The organism is Sphingopyxis sp. BSNA05, assembly GCF_013265645.1.
Lineage (GTDB): Bacteria > Pseudomonadota > Alphaproteobacteria > Sphingomonadales > Sphingomonadaceae > Parasphingorhabdus.
This window is the reverse complement of record NZ_PYIA01000150.1, coordinates 1-17,100: the sequence shown is the minus strand read 5'-3', so window position 1 is coordinate 17,100 and position 17,100 is coordinate 1. Positions and strand designations below refer to the sequence as shown.

General features: G+C 59.9%; 21 protein-coding genes and 3 pseudogenes. 6 read left to right on the top strand and 18 right to left on the bottom strand.

The window, feature by feature from the left end:
• Nucleotides 1-3: 3 nt before the first annotated feature.
• Nucleotides 4-345 (top strand): annotated as a pseudogene (locus C8024_RS22640) (transposase).
• A 76-nt stretch (nt 346-421) separates the two neighbouring features.
• Here the strand turns inward: C8024_RS22640 and C8024_RS22230 are convergent.
• The 9 genes and pseudogenes from C8024_RS22230 to C8024_RS23825 form a co-directional block, all read right to left on the bottom strand.
• The gene (locus tag C8024_RS22230) at nt 422-688 is read right to left on the bottom strand and encodes an isochorismatase family protein (protein WP_254306064.1); all 267 of its coding nucleotides are present in this window, start codon (nt 686-688) and stop codon (nt 422-424) included.
• A 156-nt stretch (nt 689-844) separates the two neighbouring features.
• Nucleotides 845-982: a hypothetical protein gene (locus C8024_RS22225; protein WP_254306063.1), complete on the bottom strand. Its 138-nt coding sequence runs from the start codon at nt 980-982 to the stop codon at nt 845-847.
• Entirely contained in the window at nt 979-1,608 is a 630-nt protein-coding gene (gene leuD / locus C8024_RS17990) for a 3-isopropylmalate dehydratase small subunit (protein WP_173207714.1), read from the bottom strand. Before leuD ends, C8024_RS22225 begins: the two co-directional genes overlap by 4 nt.
• Nucleotides 1,605-1,727: a hypothetical protein gene (locus tag C8024_RS22635; protein ID WP_302051658.1), complete on the bottom strand. Its 123-nt coding sequence runs from the start codon at nt 1,725-1,727 to the stop codon at nt 1,605-1,607. The genes leuD and C8024_RS22635 overlap by 4 nt, the downstream gene beginning before the upstream one ends.
• 8 nt (nt 1,728-1,735) lie before the next feature.
• Entirely contained in the window at nt 1,736-2,554 is an 819-nt protein-coding gene (locus tag C8024_RS17985; RefSeq protein WP_173207711.1) for a hypothetical protein, read from the bottom strand.
• Between the two features lie 4 nt (nt 2,555-2,558).
• Nucleotides 2,559-3,527, bottom strand: coding sequence for an FAD-dependent oxidoreductase (locus C8024_RS17980; RefSeq protein WP_367947425.1), 969 nt, complete (start codon nt 3,525-3,527; stop codon nt 2,559-2,561).
• Nucleotides 3,528-3,631: 104 nt separating this feature from the next.
• A pseudogene (locus C8024_RS23830) lies at nt 3,632-3,868 on the bottom strand (FAD-dependent oxidoreductase); the annotation flags it as partial.
• Nucleotides 3,868-4,218 carry an acyl-CoA thioesterase domain-containing protein gene (locus C8024_RS17970; protein WP_217272294.1) on the bottom strand — a complete coding sequence of 117 codons (351 nt, stop codon included), beginning with the start codon at nt 4,216-4,218 and terminating at the stop codon, nt 3,868-3,870. The gene C8024_RS17970 and the pseudogene C8024_RS23830, both read right to left, overlap by 1 nt.
• Complete coding sequence (locus C8024_RS23825; RefSeq protein WP_217272293.1) at nt 4,149-4,664, bottom strand: acyl-CoA thioesterase domain-containing protein; 516 nt, start codon at nt 4,662-4,664, stop codon at nt 4,149-4,151. The genes C8024_RS17970 and C8024_RS23825 overlap by 70 nt, the downstream gene beginning before the upstream one ends.
• 123 nt (nt 4,665-4,787) lie before the next feature.
• Here C8024_RS23825 and C8024_RS17960 point away from each other — a divergent pair, with 123 nt between their 5' ends.
• On the top strand, nt 4,788-5,087 hold the full coding sequence (locus tag C8024_RS17960; protein WP_100093482.1) for an integration host factor subunit alpha: 300 nt from the start codon (nt 4,788-4,790) through the stop codon (nt 5,085-5,087).
• A 28-nt stretch (nt 5,088-5,115) separates the two neighbouring features.
• The gene (locus C8024_RS17955; protein ID WP_173207702.1) at nt 5,116-5,427 is read left to right on the top strand and encodes a MerR family transcriptional regulator; all 312 of its coding nucleotides are present in this window, start codon (nt 5,116-5,118) and stop codon (nt 5,425-5,427) included.
• Nucleotides 5,428-5,527: 100 nt separating this feature from the next.
• On the opposite strand, the gene C8024_RS17950 is transcribed toward C8024_RS17955, so the two are convergent.
• The 4 genes and pseudogenes from C8024_RS17950 to C8024_RS17935 all read right to left on the bottom strand — a co-directional run bounded on the left by C8024_RS17950 (nt 5,528) and on the right by C8024_RS17935 (nt 10,574).
• A complete protein-coding gene (locus C8024_RS17950; protein ID WP_173207699.1) occupies nt 5,528-6,082 on the bottom strand; it encodes a histidine phosphatase family protein in 555 nt (184 codons plus the stop codon).
• A pseudogene (locus C8024_RS17945) lies at nt 6,066-8,798 on the bottom strand (ATP-dependent DNA helicase). The gene C8024_RS17950 and the pseudogene C8024_RS17945 overlap by 17 nt, the downstream one beginning before the upstream one ends.
• Nucleotides 8,795-9,979, bottom strand: coding sequence for a hypothetical protein (locus C8024_RS17940; RefSeq protein ID WP_173207696.1), 1,185 nt, complete (start codon nt 9,977-9,979; stop codon nt 8,795-8,797). The pseudogene C8024_RS17945 and the gene C8024_RS17940 overlap by 4 nt, the downstream one beginning before the upstream one ends.
• A gap of 25 nt (nt 9,980-10,004) precedes the next feature.
• Entirely contained in the window at nt 10,005-10,574 is a 570-nt protein-coding gene (locus tag C8024_RS17935) for an NnrU family protein (protein ID WP_173207693.1), read from the bottom strand.
• A gap of 86 nt (nt 10,575-10,660) precedes the next feature.
• Here C8024_RS17935 and C8024_RS17930 point away from each other — a divergent pair, with 86 nt between their 5' ends.
• The 3 genes from C8024_RS17930 to C8024_RS17920 are packed head-to-tail and all read left to right on the top strand — an operon-like array spanning nt 10,661 to nt 13,304.
• Complete coding sequence (locus C8024_RS17930; protein WP_173207691.1) at nt 10,661-12,247, top strand: lysine--tRNA ligase; 1,587 nt, start codon at nt 10,661-10,663, stop codon at nt 12,245-12,247.
• The gene (locus C8024_RS17925) at nt 12,244-12,723 is read left to right on the top strand and encodes an asparaginase domain-containing protein (RefSeq protein WP_100093489.1); all 480 of its coding nucleotides are present in this window, start codon (nt 12,244-12,246) and stop codon (nt 12,721-12,723) included. The genes C8024_RS17930 and C8024_RS17925 overlap by 4 nt, the downstream gene beginning before the upstream one ends.
• A gap of 41 nt (nt 12,724-12,764) precedes the next feature.
• On the top strand, nt 12,765-13,304 hold the full coding sequence (locus tag C8024_RS17920) for a DUF1003 domain-containing protein (RefSeq protein ID WP_173207688.1): 540 nt from the start codon (nt 12,765-12,767) through the stop codon (nt 13,302-13,304).
• Here the strand turns inward: C8024_RS17920 and C8024_RS22215 are convergent.
• The 5 genes from C8024_RS22215 to C8024_RS17905 form a co-directional block, all read right to left on the bottom strand.
• Nucleotides 13,301-13,747 (bottom strand): fatty acid desaturase, encoded by a 447-nt coding sequence (locus C8024_RS22215; RefSeq protein ID WP_367947424.1) that lies wholly within the window; start codon nt 13,745-13,747, stop codon nt 13,301-13,303. The genes C8024_RS17920 and C8024_RS22215 overlap by 4 nt on opposite strands.
• On the bottom strand, nt 13,678-14,112 hold the full coding sequence (locus C8024_RS22210; protein WP_254306062.1) for a hypothetical protein: 435 nt from the start codon (nt 14,110-14,112) through the stop codon (nt 13,678-13,680). The genes C8024_RS22215 and C8024_RS22210 overlap by 70 nt, the downstream gene beginning before the upstream one ends.
• A complete protein-coding gene (locus C8024_RS22205; RefSeq protein ID WP_254306061.1) occupies nt 14,055-14,411 on the bottom strand; it encodes a fatty acid desaturase in 357 nt (118 codons plus the stop codon). Before C8024_RS22205 ends, C8024_RS22210 begins: the two co-directional genes overlap by 58 nt.
• Before the next feature lie 177 nt (nt 14,412-14,588).
• Nucleotides 14,589-15,758 carry an acetylornithine deacetylase gene (gene argE, locus C8024_RS17910; RefSeq protein ID WP_173207685.1) on the bottom strand — a complete coding sequence of 390 codons (1,170 nt, stop codon included), beginning with the start codon at nt 15,756-15,758 and terminating at the stop codon, nt 14,589-14,591.
• A 456-nt stretch (nt 15,759-16,214) separates the two neighbouring features.
• On the bottom strand, nt 16,215-16,712 hold the full coding sequence (locus C8024_RS17905) for an Hsp20/alpha crystallin family protein (RefSeq protein WP_173207681.1): 498 nt from the start codon (nt 16,710-16,712) through the stop codon (nt 16,215-16,217).
• Between the last annotated feature and the right edge of the window lie 388 nt (nt 16,713-17,100).

The following is a 17,100-nucleotide window of genomic DNA, read 5'->3' as shown; positions in this document are numbered from 1 at the left end:
CAGATATTCGATCATGCGGCCGCCGCCGGTCTGGTCGCCAGCTTGAAACGCCTACGCCATCTCGTCGCCGACCGGGGTTATGATGCCCGCGCCCTGGTCGAACAGGTCGAGGCCATGGGTGCCACCGCCCATATCCCAACCCAGCGCAATCGCAAGATACAACGCTCAGTCGCCGCGAACATATATCGTCAGCGCAATCTGGTCGAAAGATACTTCTGTAAACTCAAGCACTAGCACTTCCGAAGATGTGCCACCCGCTTCGACAAGCTCGCCAGAAACTTCCTCGCCGCCGTCGCACTCGCGTCAACCAGACTCTGGCTAAGATTTTATGAGTCCACAACCTAGGCGGCGTTCGGCTTACCGAGCTTTTGCAGAAAGGCTATGGTCTCATCTTCACTGACGACATCTGCATATTTGGCATTCATGTCGAACAGATTGGCGTCATGGGGGCTTCATGCCGGTCGCCGCACGCATCGGCGACAACCGCTGTGCGAAATCCGTGCGACATGGCATCGACGCAGCTCGCCCGCACACAGCCGCTGGTAGTGAGGCCGGTCAGCAGCACGCTGTCGATGCCCATCGCGGTGAGGGTGGAGGCGAGAGATGTGCCGAAAAAGGCGCTGGGATATTGCTTGGTGATGACGAGTTCATCTTCCTGCGGTTCCAGTCCTTTGGCGAAGGCGCCCATCGGATTGCCCTCGATGAAATAGCGCAGTGGCGCCGCCTTCTCGAAAAACGTCCGCCATCAATCGCGCTCGGGTGATAGAAACCCCGGTCAGGATGACGGGGATTCCCGCCGCCCGGGCCGCTTCGCGTACCCGCAGGGCAGACGCCAGCGCATCCTCTACATCGGAATATAGATCGCAGTCGGGATCGAAATAGCCCTGGCAAAATCGATCATAAGCAGGGCAGGCCGATCACCAAAGCCGACTTTGTTGTTATAAGCGCGGCGGTAGTTTTCCAGCAGGTCTTCTTCGCTCATTGCACACTCTCCCTTTCGCAAAGCCAAGGCTGATCCTGGCGCTGTCGGATTTCAAAATCGCGAATATCATCCGCTTTCTGATTCAATATCTGGGCGGTCTCGTCCCAACCATTGATCAGTGCCAGTTTGCGCTCCGGCGGGATGTCGAAATCGAAAATCTCTTTTTCACCTGCAACAACCTTCTGGTTTTCGAGGTCGATAGTCAATGCCAGTCCCTCTTTTGCAAGTGTCATCAGCTTTCGCACGACAAAGTCGGGCAGAGTGACTGGCAGGATGCCATTGCGCAGGCAGTTGCCGTAGAAAATTTCACCGAAACTGGACGCGATGACGCTGCGGATGCCGAACCCGAGCAGCGCCCATACAGCCTGTTCACGGCTTGATCCTGATCCGAAATTGGCCCCGGTCAGCAATATCGGAGCTTCGTTGAAGGGTTCGCGATTGAGAATGAACCCCGGATCTGGCGCACCGTCGCTGCCGAAGCGCCGGTCGTGAAACGCATATTGCCCCAGTCCTTCGCGCGCCGTGATCAGCAGAAAGCGCGCCGGAAATATGATGTCTGTATCAATATTATCCTGTTCCAGCGGTGCTGCCATTCCGGAAAGCGTAGTGAAAGGCTGCGGTTTCATTGCGCCAGTTTCCTTACATCGGTGATACAGCCGCTGACCGCGGCCGCAGCAGCCATGGCAGGGCTCATCAGAACCGAACGCGTGGCACTGGAAATTCTCTCGGCATAGGCCGGGACCATTTCGAACCTCAGCGGGCTTTCGTTGCGCTGACCAGGCAATAGCGCAGGATTGAACGACCATAGGCCCATTGCAGAAACCGGCTGGTCACCGCATATTTCAGCCATCCGGCCCATCCCGCTTTGCCGGCCACGCGAAATGTTCGGATGAAATGCGCGAAACCGGGCATGACATGTTTGCTGATATCGACAATCCGGACCTCATCGAAACCGGCTTGTCGCAACTGGTCGAGATAGCGGGAAGGGTGCACAATATTGGCTTCCGCAATATGCGAGCGTTTCAGCATCCAGCGCAGCAGGCAGTGCGTGACGGATCCAGTCCGGTGATGATCCGATAGCATGAAATCGGTCAGCGCAATTCGTCCGGCTGGAGCGAGATGCCGCCGTGCCTGGGCGATAAACTCCAACCGGCTGGGAAAATGATAGGCGCAGTCCAGCGCCAGCAGATGGCTGGGCCGATCTGTGCCGGTCGCTGCTTGCCAGATCCCGGGGTCGTTGATATCGCCCGGCACGATAGCCGCCGCGCTATCTTCGAAACCCGCCTCTACCAGCTTTGTTCTGGCATAAGCGGTCTGGCTGCAGGAAAGGTTGACGCCACGAACCCGGGCCACGCGGAAATGATCCAGCCAGAGCAGCAGCTGGTCGCCACAGCCGAAACCGGCATCGAACAGCACCGATTGCCGGTCCAGTCCGGCCTGCTCTCCCAGCAATATCGCGAGCGCTCGGCAAGCATCCGAATATTCCGTCTCGCTTTTCCAATATCCCAGATTGCCCCACGACTGGCCCTCGCGGTTGAGCGCCAGTTCGGCCAGATCGTGAAATTCGGCCATCGATTCAGGCCGCAGCGGGAGCGATGGTTCTCCACGGTATCGGAGCGCCCAGATGTTCGGCCACCACCACCGAGGAATCGACTGCAGCCTCGAGCAGGGGAATTTTTTGCGCCATATAGGAACCGCAAAGCCACAATCTGTTGCCGGGCCGGTTCTGGCTTTCGCGCAGCGCGATGACGGCCTTGCGGCTGTCCCGTGTCACCGTCGGCCGGGTGAAATCGACTCTGGCCAGTTCGCGATTGGGGGCGATTCTGCGCATCGGGTTCCACGTCTGGAATATAGTCTCCTGACCGGACAGGCGGGCAATCGCCTTGGTCAAGTCCACCGATACTTCGGCGCGGCCGGCGTCACGCGCGACATGATAGCTGACCGGGGACGGGCTCCTTGCCGAAGCCGGCAGGATATCCCTGTCCGTGTGCACACTCATGCTGGACCGTTCGAAAGGAATGCGGTCGAGCAGGGCCCGGCGATCATCAAATCCCGATAGCATCGCCGCGGCCTGCTGGGCCTGGGCGGCGACCACGACCTGGTCGAAATGCTGGGCCGCGCCCGCTTTCGTCACCACCCGGAGCTGCTGGCCATCCGGTTCGATCACGGCGACCGGATTGTTGGTACGCAATTCGACATCGACCAGCATGCGCGGCACGATATCGTCCACGCCTTTTGCCGCGCTCATGATCCCCAGCTCGTGTACCCCGCAGGTCAGATATTCCAGCATCAGATCGGCCGGATAGTCACGCACTGCCTGATAATCGCATGTGCAGGTCACCGACATCATCGGCAGCAGGACGCTTTCGACAAATTCGCGGCCCGCTCCGGATTGCCGCAGATATTCGCCGAACGACAAGTCGGTCAGATCGGTCCGGCCCATATCTCTCTGCGTCCGCGCAAAAACCGCTTGCCCTGCAAACCGATGGCCCAGGCTGCGGGGCTGAGCCAGTTGCGGCCCTTCAAATGGGAGAAACGGATCGATCCCCGATGGAAATTTCCATAATGCAGAATGACCCGGCCGGTCTCGTCGGAAAATATGCCGCTATGATCGCTGGTCAGTATCTCGACGCCAATATGCTCGTAGAGGGCCAGCAGATTGTCATAATAGCCGTGACAGAATATCCGCAGCGGGATGTCGATCCGGCGCGTGAGGCCATTGCTGACATAATCCACGCTGTGAGCGCCCATGCCGGCGCGGGCCTGGCTTTCAAAAATAGTGACCCGGTAATCGTCCTTCAACAGATAGGCTGCGGACAGACCGGCAATCCCGGTGCCGATGACGGCAAGAGTGGGTTTGGCCGGTTGGTCCGCATTCAATCCCATCAGGCGTAATAGGCCACGCTCTGCATCGCGGTTGCCATCAGTTCGCGGCGGCTGTTCCAGATGCTCATATATTGGCTGCTGGCACCATGATCGGCATGGTGCGTGTGGGAGTCGATCAGCCACCAGCCGTTGTCTGTGGAAAGTGTTTCGGCAATGACATTGACCTGCCAGTTCATCGAGCTGACCATCGCGTTCTGGTCGAGCAATCCCATCACCGAGGGCGGCAGGCTGTCGCACATGCACAGAATCTCTGCCACCGGATCGAGGCCATCGCGCTGTTTCAGCCGCATCCAGCGGGTGAGGCGGTTGGTCTTGGTGCTGGTGTCGATCCGCTTGCCGACATATTCCATATTGGAAGTGAAAAATTGCGGCGGTCCGCTGTGCAGGTCGGCTTCACCCGGCAGTGGCGGAAAGTCGGGCTCTGCGATGTCGGAGGTCCTGACCTCGGTCGGGCGCGGGGCGGCAAAATGAAATTGCAGTGCAGGCCCAGTCCCTTGTCGCCGAATATTTCGGACTGGACAAAGGCCGTGCTTTTGCCACGGCGGAGCATTGCGGTTTCCGCGGTCAGTGCGCCGAACAGCGGACCGGTGAAGGCAATTTGCGCCGACCGCAGCGGCGGCAGGTCGGCCTCGATATGGCTGGCCGCGTGATAGGCAAGCGCACCGGACAGTCCGCCAAAGGCGGTACGGCCCTGCGTCCAGCTTTGCGGCAGCGTGACCGGATTGTCGGGTCCGCCGGCTCCGCATTGGTCGAGCAGGTCGGCGAGGGCGATGGGTTGAGGAGCTTTATCTGTCATGCGTTCCGCTTATCCGGCTAATCGGCTGAAATCCACTGGTAAGTTTGCGCCCGACATTTACAAAAGCCGCCATTTGATTTATAGCTTTGTTGAATTTTCAATCTCTTACCGAAAGATTTTGTGATGAGCTATACCAACACCCTGACGCGCGCCGATCTTGCCGACACAATGAACCGTCAGGTTGGCCTTTCGCGTGCCGATAGCGCGGTCATGGTGGAATCGATATTGGACCATATGATCGAGGCGCTGGTCGATGGCGAGAATGTCAAGATTTCGGGCTTTGGTACCTTCGTCTTGCGCGACAAGGGAGAACGGACAGGCCGCAATCCCAAGACCGGCGTCGAAGTGCCGATTGCACCACGCAGGGTTCTGACCTTCCGTGCCAGCCAGACGATGCGTGACAGGATCATCGCTGCAGGTTAATGGACCCGGCGAACCGGGGGAGTAGAGTATGACCAAGGAACAAGGCGCTTTCCGCACGATCGGCGAGCTGTCCAAAGAACTGGGCATCAAACCCCATATTTTGCGCTATTGGGAAGACCAGTTTGCGGTCCTGACCCCTCTCAAGCGAGCTGGTTCGCGGCGCCATTATCGGCCCGAAGATGTCGAGATTGTCAAAACGATCAATCGCCTGCTCAATGAAGAGGGCTATACGATCAAGGGTGCGCGCAAATTTCTGGCGCAACGGCGCAGGGGCCCGAGATGGTCGAGGATGCCCCGCAGGGCATGGCTGAAGCCAGATGATGGCGGACAATGGCGGTGAAGATACCAGCCTCATTCTGGCGGAGCTGAAATCGATCCGCGATCGGCTGTCGCACGCGCTCGACGCGGCTTGAACTGCCCTCAACTTGTGAAAACTACTGCTAGTCGTAATTTGGTCCGAGCTCCGGATCGAGATCCCGCGGCCGGGTGAAGCGGTCCAGCGTCCCGCATTTCTCTGCAATATCCCCCCAGTCATCGATCGCGAGCGTCATTTCGGCGAGCGTAGCCGTCGGATATTTGGTTTCGACCTCGTCGCGGGCGGGGGAGCTGCCGTCATCGGGAACCAGATCGAAGACCAGATCCTCAAGGCCCGGATTATGGCCGACCATCAGAACATGATCCGCCTCCGCTCTGGCGCCGCGCAAAACATCGAGCAGGGTGGCCGAAGAGGCGAGATAGATTTTGCGATCCCAGGTTGGCTCCATCGCCTGTCCGCTGGCTTCCTCGACATGTTCCAGCGTCTCGATCACCCGCACGGCGGGAGAGGCAAGAATCTGGTCAAAGCGGAGTCCGTTGCGCTGGATGAAGCGGCCCATCACCGCTGCAGCGCGCTTGCCCTTCTTGTTGAGCGGGCGGTCGAAGTCGCGGTCAACCGGATCATCCCAGCTGGATTTGGCGTGGCGCAGGAGCGTGAGTTTTTCATTGCGGATCGTCATGCATCAAACTTGTTTCAGTTGAAAGTCCGGATTGTGGCATATCCGATTTTGCCTTGCGGATCTCCGCCAGCGCCTGATCGAGCGGCATGCGCTCGACCGGGGTGCCTCCGGAAAAGCGGACAACAGGCGCGAGGGGAAGGCCGAGGAGAGTATCACGAAATGACCATGGTCGTCGGCGCGCCGGATGATCCGGCCAAAGGCCTGGGCCAGCCGGGCGCGGATAATCCGGTCGTCATAGGCGCTGCCGCCGCCGGCCATTTTGCGCGCGCGGTGGAGAATATCGGGGCGTGGCCAGGGGACCGATTCCATCACCACCAGCCGGAGGCTCTGGCCGGGCACGTCAACGCCGTCGCGCAGGGCATCGGTGCCGAGCAGGCTGGCCTTCGGATCATCGCGGAAAATATCGACCAAGGTGCCGGTGTCGATCGGATCGACATGCTGGGCGTAGATCGGCAGGCCGCTCTGGGCCATCCGGTCGGCGATCCGGGCATAGACGGTGCGCAGGCGCCTGATCGCGGTGAACAGGCCGAGCGTTCCGCCGCCCGATGCTTCGATCAGCTGCGCATAGGCGCCTGCCAGCCCCGCCATATCGCCGCGTTTCACATCGGTGACGATGATGACCTTGGCCTGGTTGGGATAGTCGAACGGGCTGGCGACCTCGAATTCCCGCGGCGCGTGATCGAGGTGAACTGCGCCGCTGCGGGCTCTGGCGGTCTCCCAGCCACCGCCGCCTTTCAGCGTTGCCGACGTGATCATGACGCCATGGGCGGGCTTGGTGACGACCTCGGTGACCGGGATGGTCGGATCGAGCCAGTGACGGCAGATCCCAATATCATATTCGCGGCCCTCGAACCGGTCGATCATCAGCCAGTCGACAAAGTCCGGATCCGCCGGCCCGCCGATGCGTGACAATAAGGAAAGCCAGCTCGTCAATGTGTCGCGGCGCCAGCCAAGGCTCGACAGCGCGCCTTCCATCCGGGCGCGGGCCTGCGCGTCCATCCAGTCGGGCCCTTCCTCGATCAGATGTTCGATCCGTTGTCCCAGCCGGACCAGAGGCTTGAGCAGCGCGTCCATCGCAGTCGCGGCATTGGCGACGGCGTCGATCATCGGGCCCTTGATGTCGGTCAGCTCGGTTTCCAGACTATAGCCGGCGTCGGCGCTCTGGCTTTCGTCGCGGGCAAAGACCATGGCGCGCACTTCCTGCAGCAAAGTCTCGATTGGCCCATAGGGCTCGCCCTCGGCTACCCGTTGCAGCCAGCCGTCACCGGGCAACGCTTCGGCGGCCTGGCGGGCGCTTTCAATCGCCCGACCGCCCTCCTCGTCATAGGACGCGAGATCGGCGAGCCGCGCGGCAAGTCCGCGCCGGCGACCGCGGTTTTGGACTCCGGGCCGATGACCCAGCGGCGGATTTCGATGGTTTCCTGTCCGGACAGGCGCGCGGCGAACATCGAATCGGCGGCGTCAAACAGATGATGGCCTTCGTCGAAGATCAGCCTTGTCGGCCGGTTCTGCTGTTCGCGTCCCCGCGCCGCGTTGACCATGACCAGCGCATGATTGGCGATGACGATGTCGGCCTGCTGGCTGGCGCGGGCGGCTTTTTCGATGAAGCATTTGCGATAATGCGGACAACCGGCATAGACGCATTCGCCGCGCCGGTCGGTCAATGCCGTGGCGCCATTGCGGCGGAACAATGTGGTCAGCCAGCCGGGCAAATCGCCGCCGACCATATCACCATCTTTACTGTAGGCGGCCCAGCGCGCGACCAGATGGGCAAGGATCGCGGCCCGCCCGGCAAAGCCGCCTTGCAGCGCATCCTCCAGATTGAGCAAGCATAGATAATTTTCCCTTCCCTTGCGCACCACGACCTTCCGCCGAAAAGTATCCTCGTCCGGATAGATGCGCCTTGTTTCCCGGTCGAGCTGGCGTTGCAGCGCCTTGGTGAAGGTGGAAATCCATACCGCGCCACCGGCTTGGCGGGACCAGAGCGAAGCGGGCGCAAGATAGCCGAGCGTCTTGCCGATGCCGGTGCCGGCTTCGGCGAGCAGCATATTGGGCGCGCCCTGATCTTGCGCGGATTGAATATCTCGCTGACCGCGGCGGCGTAGCTTTTCTGGCCCTCCCGCTCTTCCGATCCTTCACCGGTCAGAGCGTCGAGCGTGGCCAGCGTTTCCTGCTTGTCAACGGTGATCGAACGGGGCGCGGGGCGCGGGGACTCTTCTTCCCATTCGTCGAGTTTCGAGAATAGCCAGCGTTCGGTCTCCACCGGTTTGGTCAGCCTTTTGCCGACCTCCTGCGCCCAGGGCCAGCGCAGCCGGTAGAGTGCCTGCGCGCTGCTCCACGCGCCTTCGCGCTCTTTCCAGAAAGGCGCTTCCAGCCCGTCCAGCAGCAGGCTCGCCGCTTGCCTATAGAAAGCCGCGATATCGGCCTCCTGATCCGGCGGAGCCAGGCCCAGGGTCTTGGCCAAGCCAGAGGGCGTAGGCACCACAAATTGCGCCGGGTGGATGAAAGCGTAAAGCTCGAGGAGGTCCAGCCCCGAGAGATCGGGATAGCCCAGCCGCTGCCCCAGAAGCGGTGCATTGAGCAGGATGTGGGGCGTTTCCGCCACGCGCCCGATCGCCTCGCCCTTGCCGATCGCACGGGTTTCGCCCTTGCTCGAGCAAATCCAGATGCCGCTATGGCTGGCGTGCAGCGCGGGATAGGGGAGTGCGATATTCACAATCTGGCCATTTTCCTAATCGCATCGACTGCCGTTTCCGGATCTTGTACGCCTGTATAGTGTATCTTGGTATAAAGCGGATCGGAAGAATCGTCATCGATTGTCTTTGTTTCAACCAATATCCAGCTTCCAAACCGACGCTGCTTCACGAAAGCAGCGTCGGTGATGATCTCTTTGTCGATTGAATGATAGATTTCATCACCAAATGCTTTGGTTGTGATGATGCGGCGATCCGTCACGATGGTCGTGCCGAACATCACTGCAATCAGATCATGCAAGGGTTTGCGTACGGCCAAAAATGCACCGAGAAGCGGAAAGCCCAGAAGGATGACTGGCAAACTGTACGCCATGATATAGCCGCTCAGTTCCCATATCCAGCCCATCGGGCCGTCATATTCAATCGATAGGAAACGCGACGTCGAAGCTTTTGCCATCCAAAGAACGAAAAGAGAAAAGACAATCAGAAACGCCACAAAGGTCAGCACATGATTGTTCTGAATGGCTCCGATCCCGAGCCTTTGCGACCAATATACCGGTTCTCCGGGAGCCAGCCCGCCTTCACCTTCACCACGCCGGAAAATGTCCAATGATGGATCAAAGTCCAGTTCGAACGGAGCATTTGCAAGCGCGGAGCGGAGCGAGGCCGGATCAAATTTTCCCGTCGTTTCCAAAGTATCATGGTCACCCTTGCTATTCTTCTGGATGAATATGAACGTCAGCCGGGATCGGCCCTTCGTAAGCGGAACGAGTTCTGCCCGCTGTATGTCTGCAAATTCCCATGCCAATTTTATTCCGTTCATATCATGAACCAGAAAATTATCCGTGATTTTTATCGACGATTTGAAGAGGCGAAATGTCCCCAGAACTATTTTCGCAATTATCGACAGCGGGATCAGTAGCATCAGCAGTTTGAAGATCGTCGCGCCGGTGTCTCCAATATCCAGTTCCATATTGGAAAAGGGGGATCCCAGACGCAGGGTGGTGTCCATTCCGTTGGTCCAGACATAAGCCCAGACCGCTGTGAAGGCCGATAGAAAAACTGACGCCAGTATCAAGCCCAGCCAGAAATGATGCGGTCGATAAGCACACTGCCACTTTATACTTTCGCTATTTAGCCGACGGGTGCGTTCCTCGTCCGAGAGACGGGAAGATTGCGCAGGCAACTTCTGCTTTCCGAACATTTTATAAGGCCGAACTCAAAATCTGCTATCGCGTGATCAGCGGAACGCCGGACAGAAACGGATGCGCCCAGAAAAGCAGGGCATAGAGTATTGCCACAATCACCAGACTCAGCAATTCGCGGCCTGCTGTAGCGATCTTGGCGGGCTTTACCCATGCGCCTTCGTTGCGGGAAATGGTGATGATCGAGATCAGCGCCCATAGGCCGAGACCGCCGAATAGCACGAGCGACTTGTTGTCGCCATTGGCCAGCAGATGGCCGAATGCCCAGATCAGAACGCCGGTCAGCATCGGATGGCGGATCCATTGTCTGATCCGGGACGAACCCTGCGCAGCGCCCAGCAGCAGGATCGCCACGAACATCAGCGCCATATTGGCATGGCGGCCCCAAGCGGGCGGATCATAGACAAATTCTGCCGGAGTCGCGCGCCAGCCGAAGATCATCAGGGCGAGAGACATCAGCAACAACAGGGCCACCAGACCCTTGTGCGGGCCTTCACCGATCGCGCCCTGGATAGAGGCGCGCAGGCCCGGCGTTACCGACTTCATCAAATGGACCAGGCTCCACAGCAGAACCCCCGTAATCAGCATTGCCATGTTCAATCTCCCGCTTTTGTTGCGTTCTACCTTGCCATATAGGCTAAGGCTACTATTTGCGCAGCATTGACTGAGAAGGACAAATTGTGACCGATTATCGCGAAGCAGCAGAAAATTCCAAAGCGTGGCCGTTCGAGGAAGCCCGCAAGCTGCTCAAACGCTATCGCGGCGAGCGCGGCGCACCGGCACCGAAACCGGGTGGCGAGCCGATGCTGTTCGAGACCGGCTATGGTCCCTCGGGCCTGCCGCATATCGGCACGTTCAACGAAGTGCTGCGGACCACGATGGTGCGCCATGCCTATGAGACGCTGACCGGCAACCCGACCCGGCTGATCGCGTTCAGCGATGACATGGACGGCTTTCGCAAGGTTCCGACCAATGTCCCCAATCAGGAGATGCTGGCCGAACATCTGCACAAGCCGCTGACCCAGGTGCCCGATCCGTTCGGGAAGTTCGAGAGTTTTGCCGCGCACAACAACGCGATGCTGCGGGATTTTCTCGACCAGTTCGGTTTCGACTATGAATTCATCTCCTCGACCGAGCAATATCAGAGTGGCGCGTTCGACGAGACACTGAAGCTCGTTCTCGCCCGCAACCAGCAGATACTCGATATCATGCTGCCGACCCTGGGCAAGGAACGGCAGGCGACCTACTCGCCGATCCTGCCGATCAGCCCCAAGACCGGCCATGTGCTGCAGGTGCCTGTCGAGATCGTCGATGCCGAAGCCGGGACTGTCCGGTTCGAGGATGACGGCGAGATGATCGAGCATAATGCTCTAACCGGCGGCGCCAAGCTGCAGTGGAAAGTCGACTGGGCGATGCGCTGGACCGCGCTCGGCGTCGACTATGAAATGTACGGCAAGGACCTGACCGACAGCGGCGTGCAGTCGGGCAAGATCGCCAAGGTACTGGGCGCGCGCAAGCCGGAGGGCCTGATCTACGAGATGTTCCTCGACGAGAAGGGCGAGAAGATCTCCAAGTCCAAGGGCAATGGACTCAGCCTCGAGGAATGGCTGCGCTATGGTTCCGAGAACAGCCTCGCTTTCTATATCTTCCGCGAGCCCAAGTCGGCGAAGCAATTGCACATGGGCGTGATACCCAAGGCGGTGGACGAATATTTCCAGTTCCGCGCCAATTGGCACGACCAGGCGCCAGACAAGCGGCTCGGCAATCCGGTGCACCATGTTCACAATGGCGACGTGCCAACCGATACGATCCCGGTCACCTTCGGCCTGCTGCTCAATCTGGTCGGCGTGATGGGCGATGCGGATCGCGAGCAGATCTGGGCCTATTTGCGGCAATATGCGCCGGACGCGACGCCGGAGCGCTATCCCGATCTCGACGAGCTGATCGGCAATGCGATGGCCTATCACAAGGACTTTATCGCTCCGACGCTGCACCGGCGGAAACCGGAAGGCGTCGAAGTGGCGGCGCTGGAGCGGCTGGACCGCGAGCTGGCGGCGCTGCCAGAGGATGCACCGGCCGAGGACATCCAGAATATCGTTTATGCCATCGGCAAGGAGGGCGGTTTCGACAATCTGCGCGACTGGTTCAAGGCGCTGTACGAGACTCTGCTCGGCTCTTCGCAGGGCCCGCGCATGGGCAGCTTCATTGCGCTTTATGGCCTGTCCAATAGCCGCAAGCTGATTGCCGAAGCCCTGGCGTCCTCATGATCGATATTTTCACCACCGGCGGGACGATCGACAAGGTCTATTTCGATGCCTTGTCGGAATATCAGATCGGGGCGACGGCGCTGCCCGACATGTTGCAGGAGAACAACGTCTTTGTCGCCCACCGGGTAACGCAGCTGATGCGCAAGGACAGTCTCGAACTGACCGATGCGGACCGGGCCGCGATCCACGAGGCGGTTGCCGCGAGCGATGCCGACAAGATCCTGGTGACCCATGGCACCGACACGATGGTCGACACGGCGCGGGTGCTGTCCGACATCAGCGGCAAGACGATCGTGCTGACGGGTTCGATGCAGCCCGCGTCCTTGCGCGTGAGCGATGCCCAGTTCAACGTCGGTTTTGCCCTCGCCGCGACCCAGACATTGCCGCACGGCGTCTATATCGCGATGAACGGCGAGGTCTTTGACCCGGCGAAGACGCACAAGGACCGCTCGGCGCACCGGTTCGTCCGGGACTAGGATCATGTCCGGCACATAGGTACGGCAACGGGGAGTTTGGGATGGCAAAGCGCACGGTCGAGCAACTCAGCGAGCAACTGCTCAACAAGCCGCTGACGGCGCTGTCTCCCGAAGAGCGGGGCGTTCTCGAAGCGATCGTATCGCGGGAGATCGTCGCGGACGATGCCGGGATGCTGGCCGACGAGCAGACCAGTTTCGGCGAACGTCTGTCCGACAAGGTGGCGGCGGTTGGCGGTTCCTGGGGCTTCATCATCACCTTTGCGGTGGTGCTGTTCGGATGGATGCTGCTCAACTCGGAGATACTGACCCGGTTCGATGCCGCCTTTGATCCCTATCCCTTCATCTTCCTCAACCTGATGCTCTCGACGCTGGCCGCCGTTCAGGCACCGATCATCATGATGAGCCAGAACCGCGCCTCCAACAAGGACCGGATCGCCGCCGCCCATGACTATGAAGTCAATCTGCGCGCCGAGCTCGACATCATCCGCCTGCACGAGAAAATCGACCTGCTGATGCTCGAGAAGATCGCGAAGCTCGAGGCCGATCTTGGCGAGATCAAGAGGGCGGTGCAGTCGGCCTAGGCAGCAACCGGGCGCGTCACCGTCCGCAAGACCTCGGCATAGCTGTTGGCGATCGTCATGCGCGGACCATAGCCCTTGGCGATCAGCAGTTCGTGCGCCCTGGGCAGATTGTAGCAGGGCACGCCCATGAACAGATGATGTTCGCTGTGATAATTGACCCAATAGGGCGCCAGCGTCATCCGCATCAGCATATTGGCTTTGGTGGTCCGCGCATGGCTGAACGGGTCATCGCCGCCGGTGGTGGTGCAGGCATGTTCGGCGATATTGCGGATCCGCAGAATCAACTGGAAGCTGGTCGCCAGCGCCGCCAGCCAGATCAGGAAGGGAATGATGCCCAGCGTCGCCAGACTGACCAGCAGCACGATAAGCTGGATCAGCAGGAAGCGTCCGACCGTCCGTGTGGTGCGCTTTGCACCCTCCAGATCGACCACGGGCGCAGCCACGCCAGCGGCTCCGTTGCGATTGAGCGGGGTTCCGGCGGAGGTGTCGCGTTTCCGTTCCCGTTCGTGCTGAGCTTGTCGAAGTACGCACGGCGCGCATCCTCGTCCTTCGACAGGCTCAGGACGAACGGAGTGAGCATCGCCTTCAGGCCCTTCCACGCCACCACGAACTGGTTGCTGCGCTGCTTGAAGAAGGTCTGCCCGGTGAGGTCGCGGATGACCTTGCGCTTCATGCTGGCGGGCGTCGTCGGGAAAGCCGCCGACAGGCCAAGGTCCGGATCTTCACTCTGCTGGGTGAAACGGTGATGGGTCAGATGATAGCGCGATAGCTGTGCAGGTCGCTGCCGGTCGCCGACCCGGTGATCCACTGGCCGAGAAAATTGTTGGTCTTGCGTTTCGGGTGGAGCAGGCCATGGGCGCCTTCGTGCATCAGGATCGACAGGCCGAGCTGCCGGCCGCCGACCAGCACCAGCGCCAGCGGCGTGGCGATCAGGCCGGCCAGCCAGTGCCATTGCCAGAGCAAGGCCGTGCCGCCGGTAACCAGCGCCACCATCAGCCAGGCGTGAATCGACAGCCACAGACCGTGCCAGCGTGACACGCGAGTCAGCGCCTTCCACTCTTCAGGGGTGAAAATCTCATTCGGTCTGGCGGCTTTGACAGCGGGCATGATGCGATCCTTTCCTCCCCTCAATATAGCTGTTTTCTGCCGATTTTACAAATATCGGCGATGCCGTAGCGTTATTCTGGAGTGACAGCGATCCGTTCGTCCTGAGCCTGTCGAAGGACGAGTGCGAACAGGCCGGTCCTTCGACAGGCTTAGGACGAACGGATCAACATTCCCGTGCTAGGCCAGCGCTTCTGCCAGCCGGACCATGAAATCCGCGCCGCGCGCAAATTGCTCGACCGCCAGATATTCATTCGGCTGGTGGGCCTGTTCGATCGATCCGGGACCGCAAATCACGGTGGCAAAACCCGCTTGCTGGAATTGTCCGGCCTCGGCTGCGTATGAGACCACGCCGGACGGGCTGTTGTCGCCGGTCAGGCGGCGGACAAAGGCCTCGGCTTCTGCAGAGCCGGCCGGAGTCATCGGCGGGGCGTTGGACACGCGGGTGACGGTGACGCCGGCCTCGGGAAAGGCCCCGCGCATTTCACGATCGAGGGCCGCGACCTTGGCCTTGAACGGAGCGAGCACGGCTTCCGGATCGACGTCGGGCGGGCAACGCAGGTCAAAGACAAAATGGGCGCGGCGGGCCAGGATATTGGCCGCGGTTCCGCCCTCCATCCGGCCGATGGTCAGCGTTGCGTGCGGCGGCATGAAAGGCGATTGCGGATCGGCATTTTCCCACAGATTGCGGGCGAGCTCAGCCAGATCATGCATCAGCTCCACCGCCACCATATTCGCGGACAGACCGAGATGGGTAAGGCTGCTATGCGCTTCGTGGCCGAGTATCTCGACCTCGTGAACGGTGATCCCCTTGTGGCCGGTGATGACTTTCATCATCGTTGGCTCGCCGATGATCGCCAGCGCCGGCTTCGGCAGCTTTGCCGCCATTTCCCCGATCATCGCCGGGGCGCCGAGGCAGCCGACTTCCTCGTCATAGCTGATCGCCAGATGCACCGGCTTCGATCCGTTTTTGAACAGGGGCACGGCGGCCAATGCCAGCGCGATAAACCCCTTCATATCGCAGGTCCCGCGTCCGTGCAGCAGGCGTTGCCCATCAAGGGCGCGCTCGTCGACGGTCCACGGATTGCTTTGCCAGTCCTGCCCGTCGACCGGCACGACATCGCTATGCCCGGACAATATGATCCCACCCTCGACCGCGGGGCCGACGCTTGCATAGAGATTGGCCTTGGACGCATCTTCATTGACGACGCGGGTTGATGACACGCCGTGCCGGTCCAGATAATCCTCGACCCATGCGATCAGCTGCAAATTGCTGTTCCGCGACGTGGTGTCGAAGGCAATCAGCCTGGCAAGAATATCGCGGGCGGTGGTGAGGAGACTGTCGGTCATAAAATATCCGTTGCAAAGAAGATCAGGGTCACACGGGTCACACCCCCTAAAGGAGAAAAAGCTTTTGGTGCGAAAGGCGTAGAAATTGGCGCGTTTTGTCGGGATAATTGCGATTGGGCATGAGAAGGGATTATCACAGTCGACGCAGTGTAGGACAGGGAATTGTGCAACAAGCCCACCCATTTCGGAGTCTGTCATTGCGAGGAGCAGGGCGACGAAGCAATCCAATGCGGCGCGCGCGGCTCTGGATTGCTTCCCCCGGCCTGCGCCGGGGTCGCAATGACGGAAGGCAGAGGCCCTTGCCCGACAAGCAGCTTCTCCCTCACGGGAGACGGAGTTTCCCGGATTGTGAATGATTCTGGAAGGCCGGGCGAAAGCCGTCGCCCCACTGCAGGCTGGATATTTATATGGACCGGAAGCGAGAAGCCGGCCGATATGGCCAGCTTCTCCTCGCCATCAATGGCGGCTGCCGACGTTGATCGGGATCCTGTGTCCCGATGTGCCTTCGCCCGAATAGGGGATGGTCACGGTGAGCATGCCGTTGTGGAAGTCGGCGCTGGCCTTGTCTTCCTCGGCGCCTTGCGGCAGCGCGATATGCCGTTCGAACCGGCCATAGAAGCGTTCGGAATAGCCGTCCCGCTGATCTTCCTCGTGGCGGCGTTCGCCTTTCAGGGTCAGCACGCCATCCTTGACCGTCAGTTCGATATCATCCTCTGACAGGCCGGGAATTTCGGCGACCAGCCGAACCTCGTTTTTCTGTTCCGACACTTCAATCGACGGCCATCTGAACGTCTGGCGGAAAGTCGACCCGCTGCCAAAGCCGCGGAACGCATCGTCAAACAGCCGGTCAATCTCGCGCCGAAAGCTGGTGACCGGGCTGCTGTCATTATCCTGCATGATTGCCGGCAAGCGGTCGTCCTGCCGGCTCCAGGGAATCAGATTTCGCATATTCATATCTCATTTCCTTTTGCTAATAGGTTGAACGCAGGTCCGGCCCGAAAAGATCCGGTCCGGACCTATTGCCTATAATTGGTTTCCGGCTGCGGAAATTCAAGATTAAGAGCAGAAGAAAATTCGATATTGTTTCAATGGGATAGGCGTCATTTGATCCGGAATAGTTTGACCGGTCGAGGATGATATCTGTGGGCCTCCCCCCGCCTGCGCCGGTGTCGCAATGACCCAAGGCAGGGGCATCCTTCTCCCGTGAGGGAGAAGGATATGACGCCTTGTCGCTTTAGCGACTAGGCAAAGTTGGATGAGGGCGTTCTGCCGGTGATGGAGCGCGCCAAGAGAAGCTCAGTACACCCTCATCCAGCTGCGACTAGGTTGTGTACTCATAAAG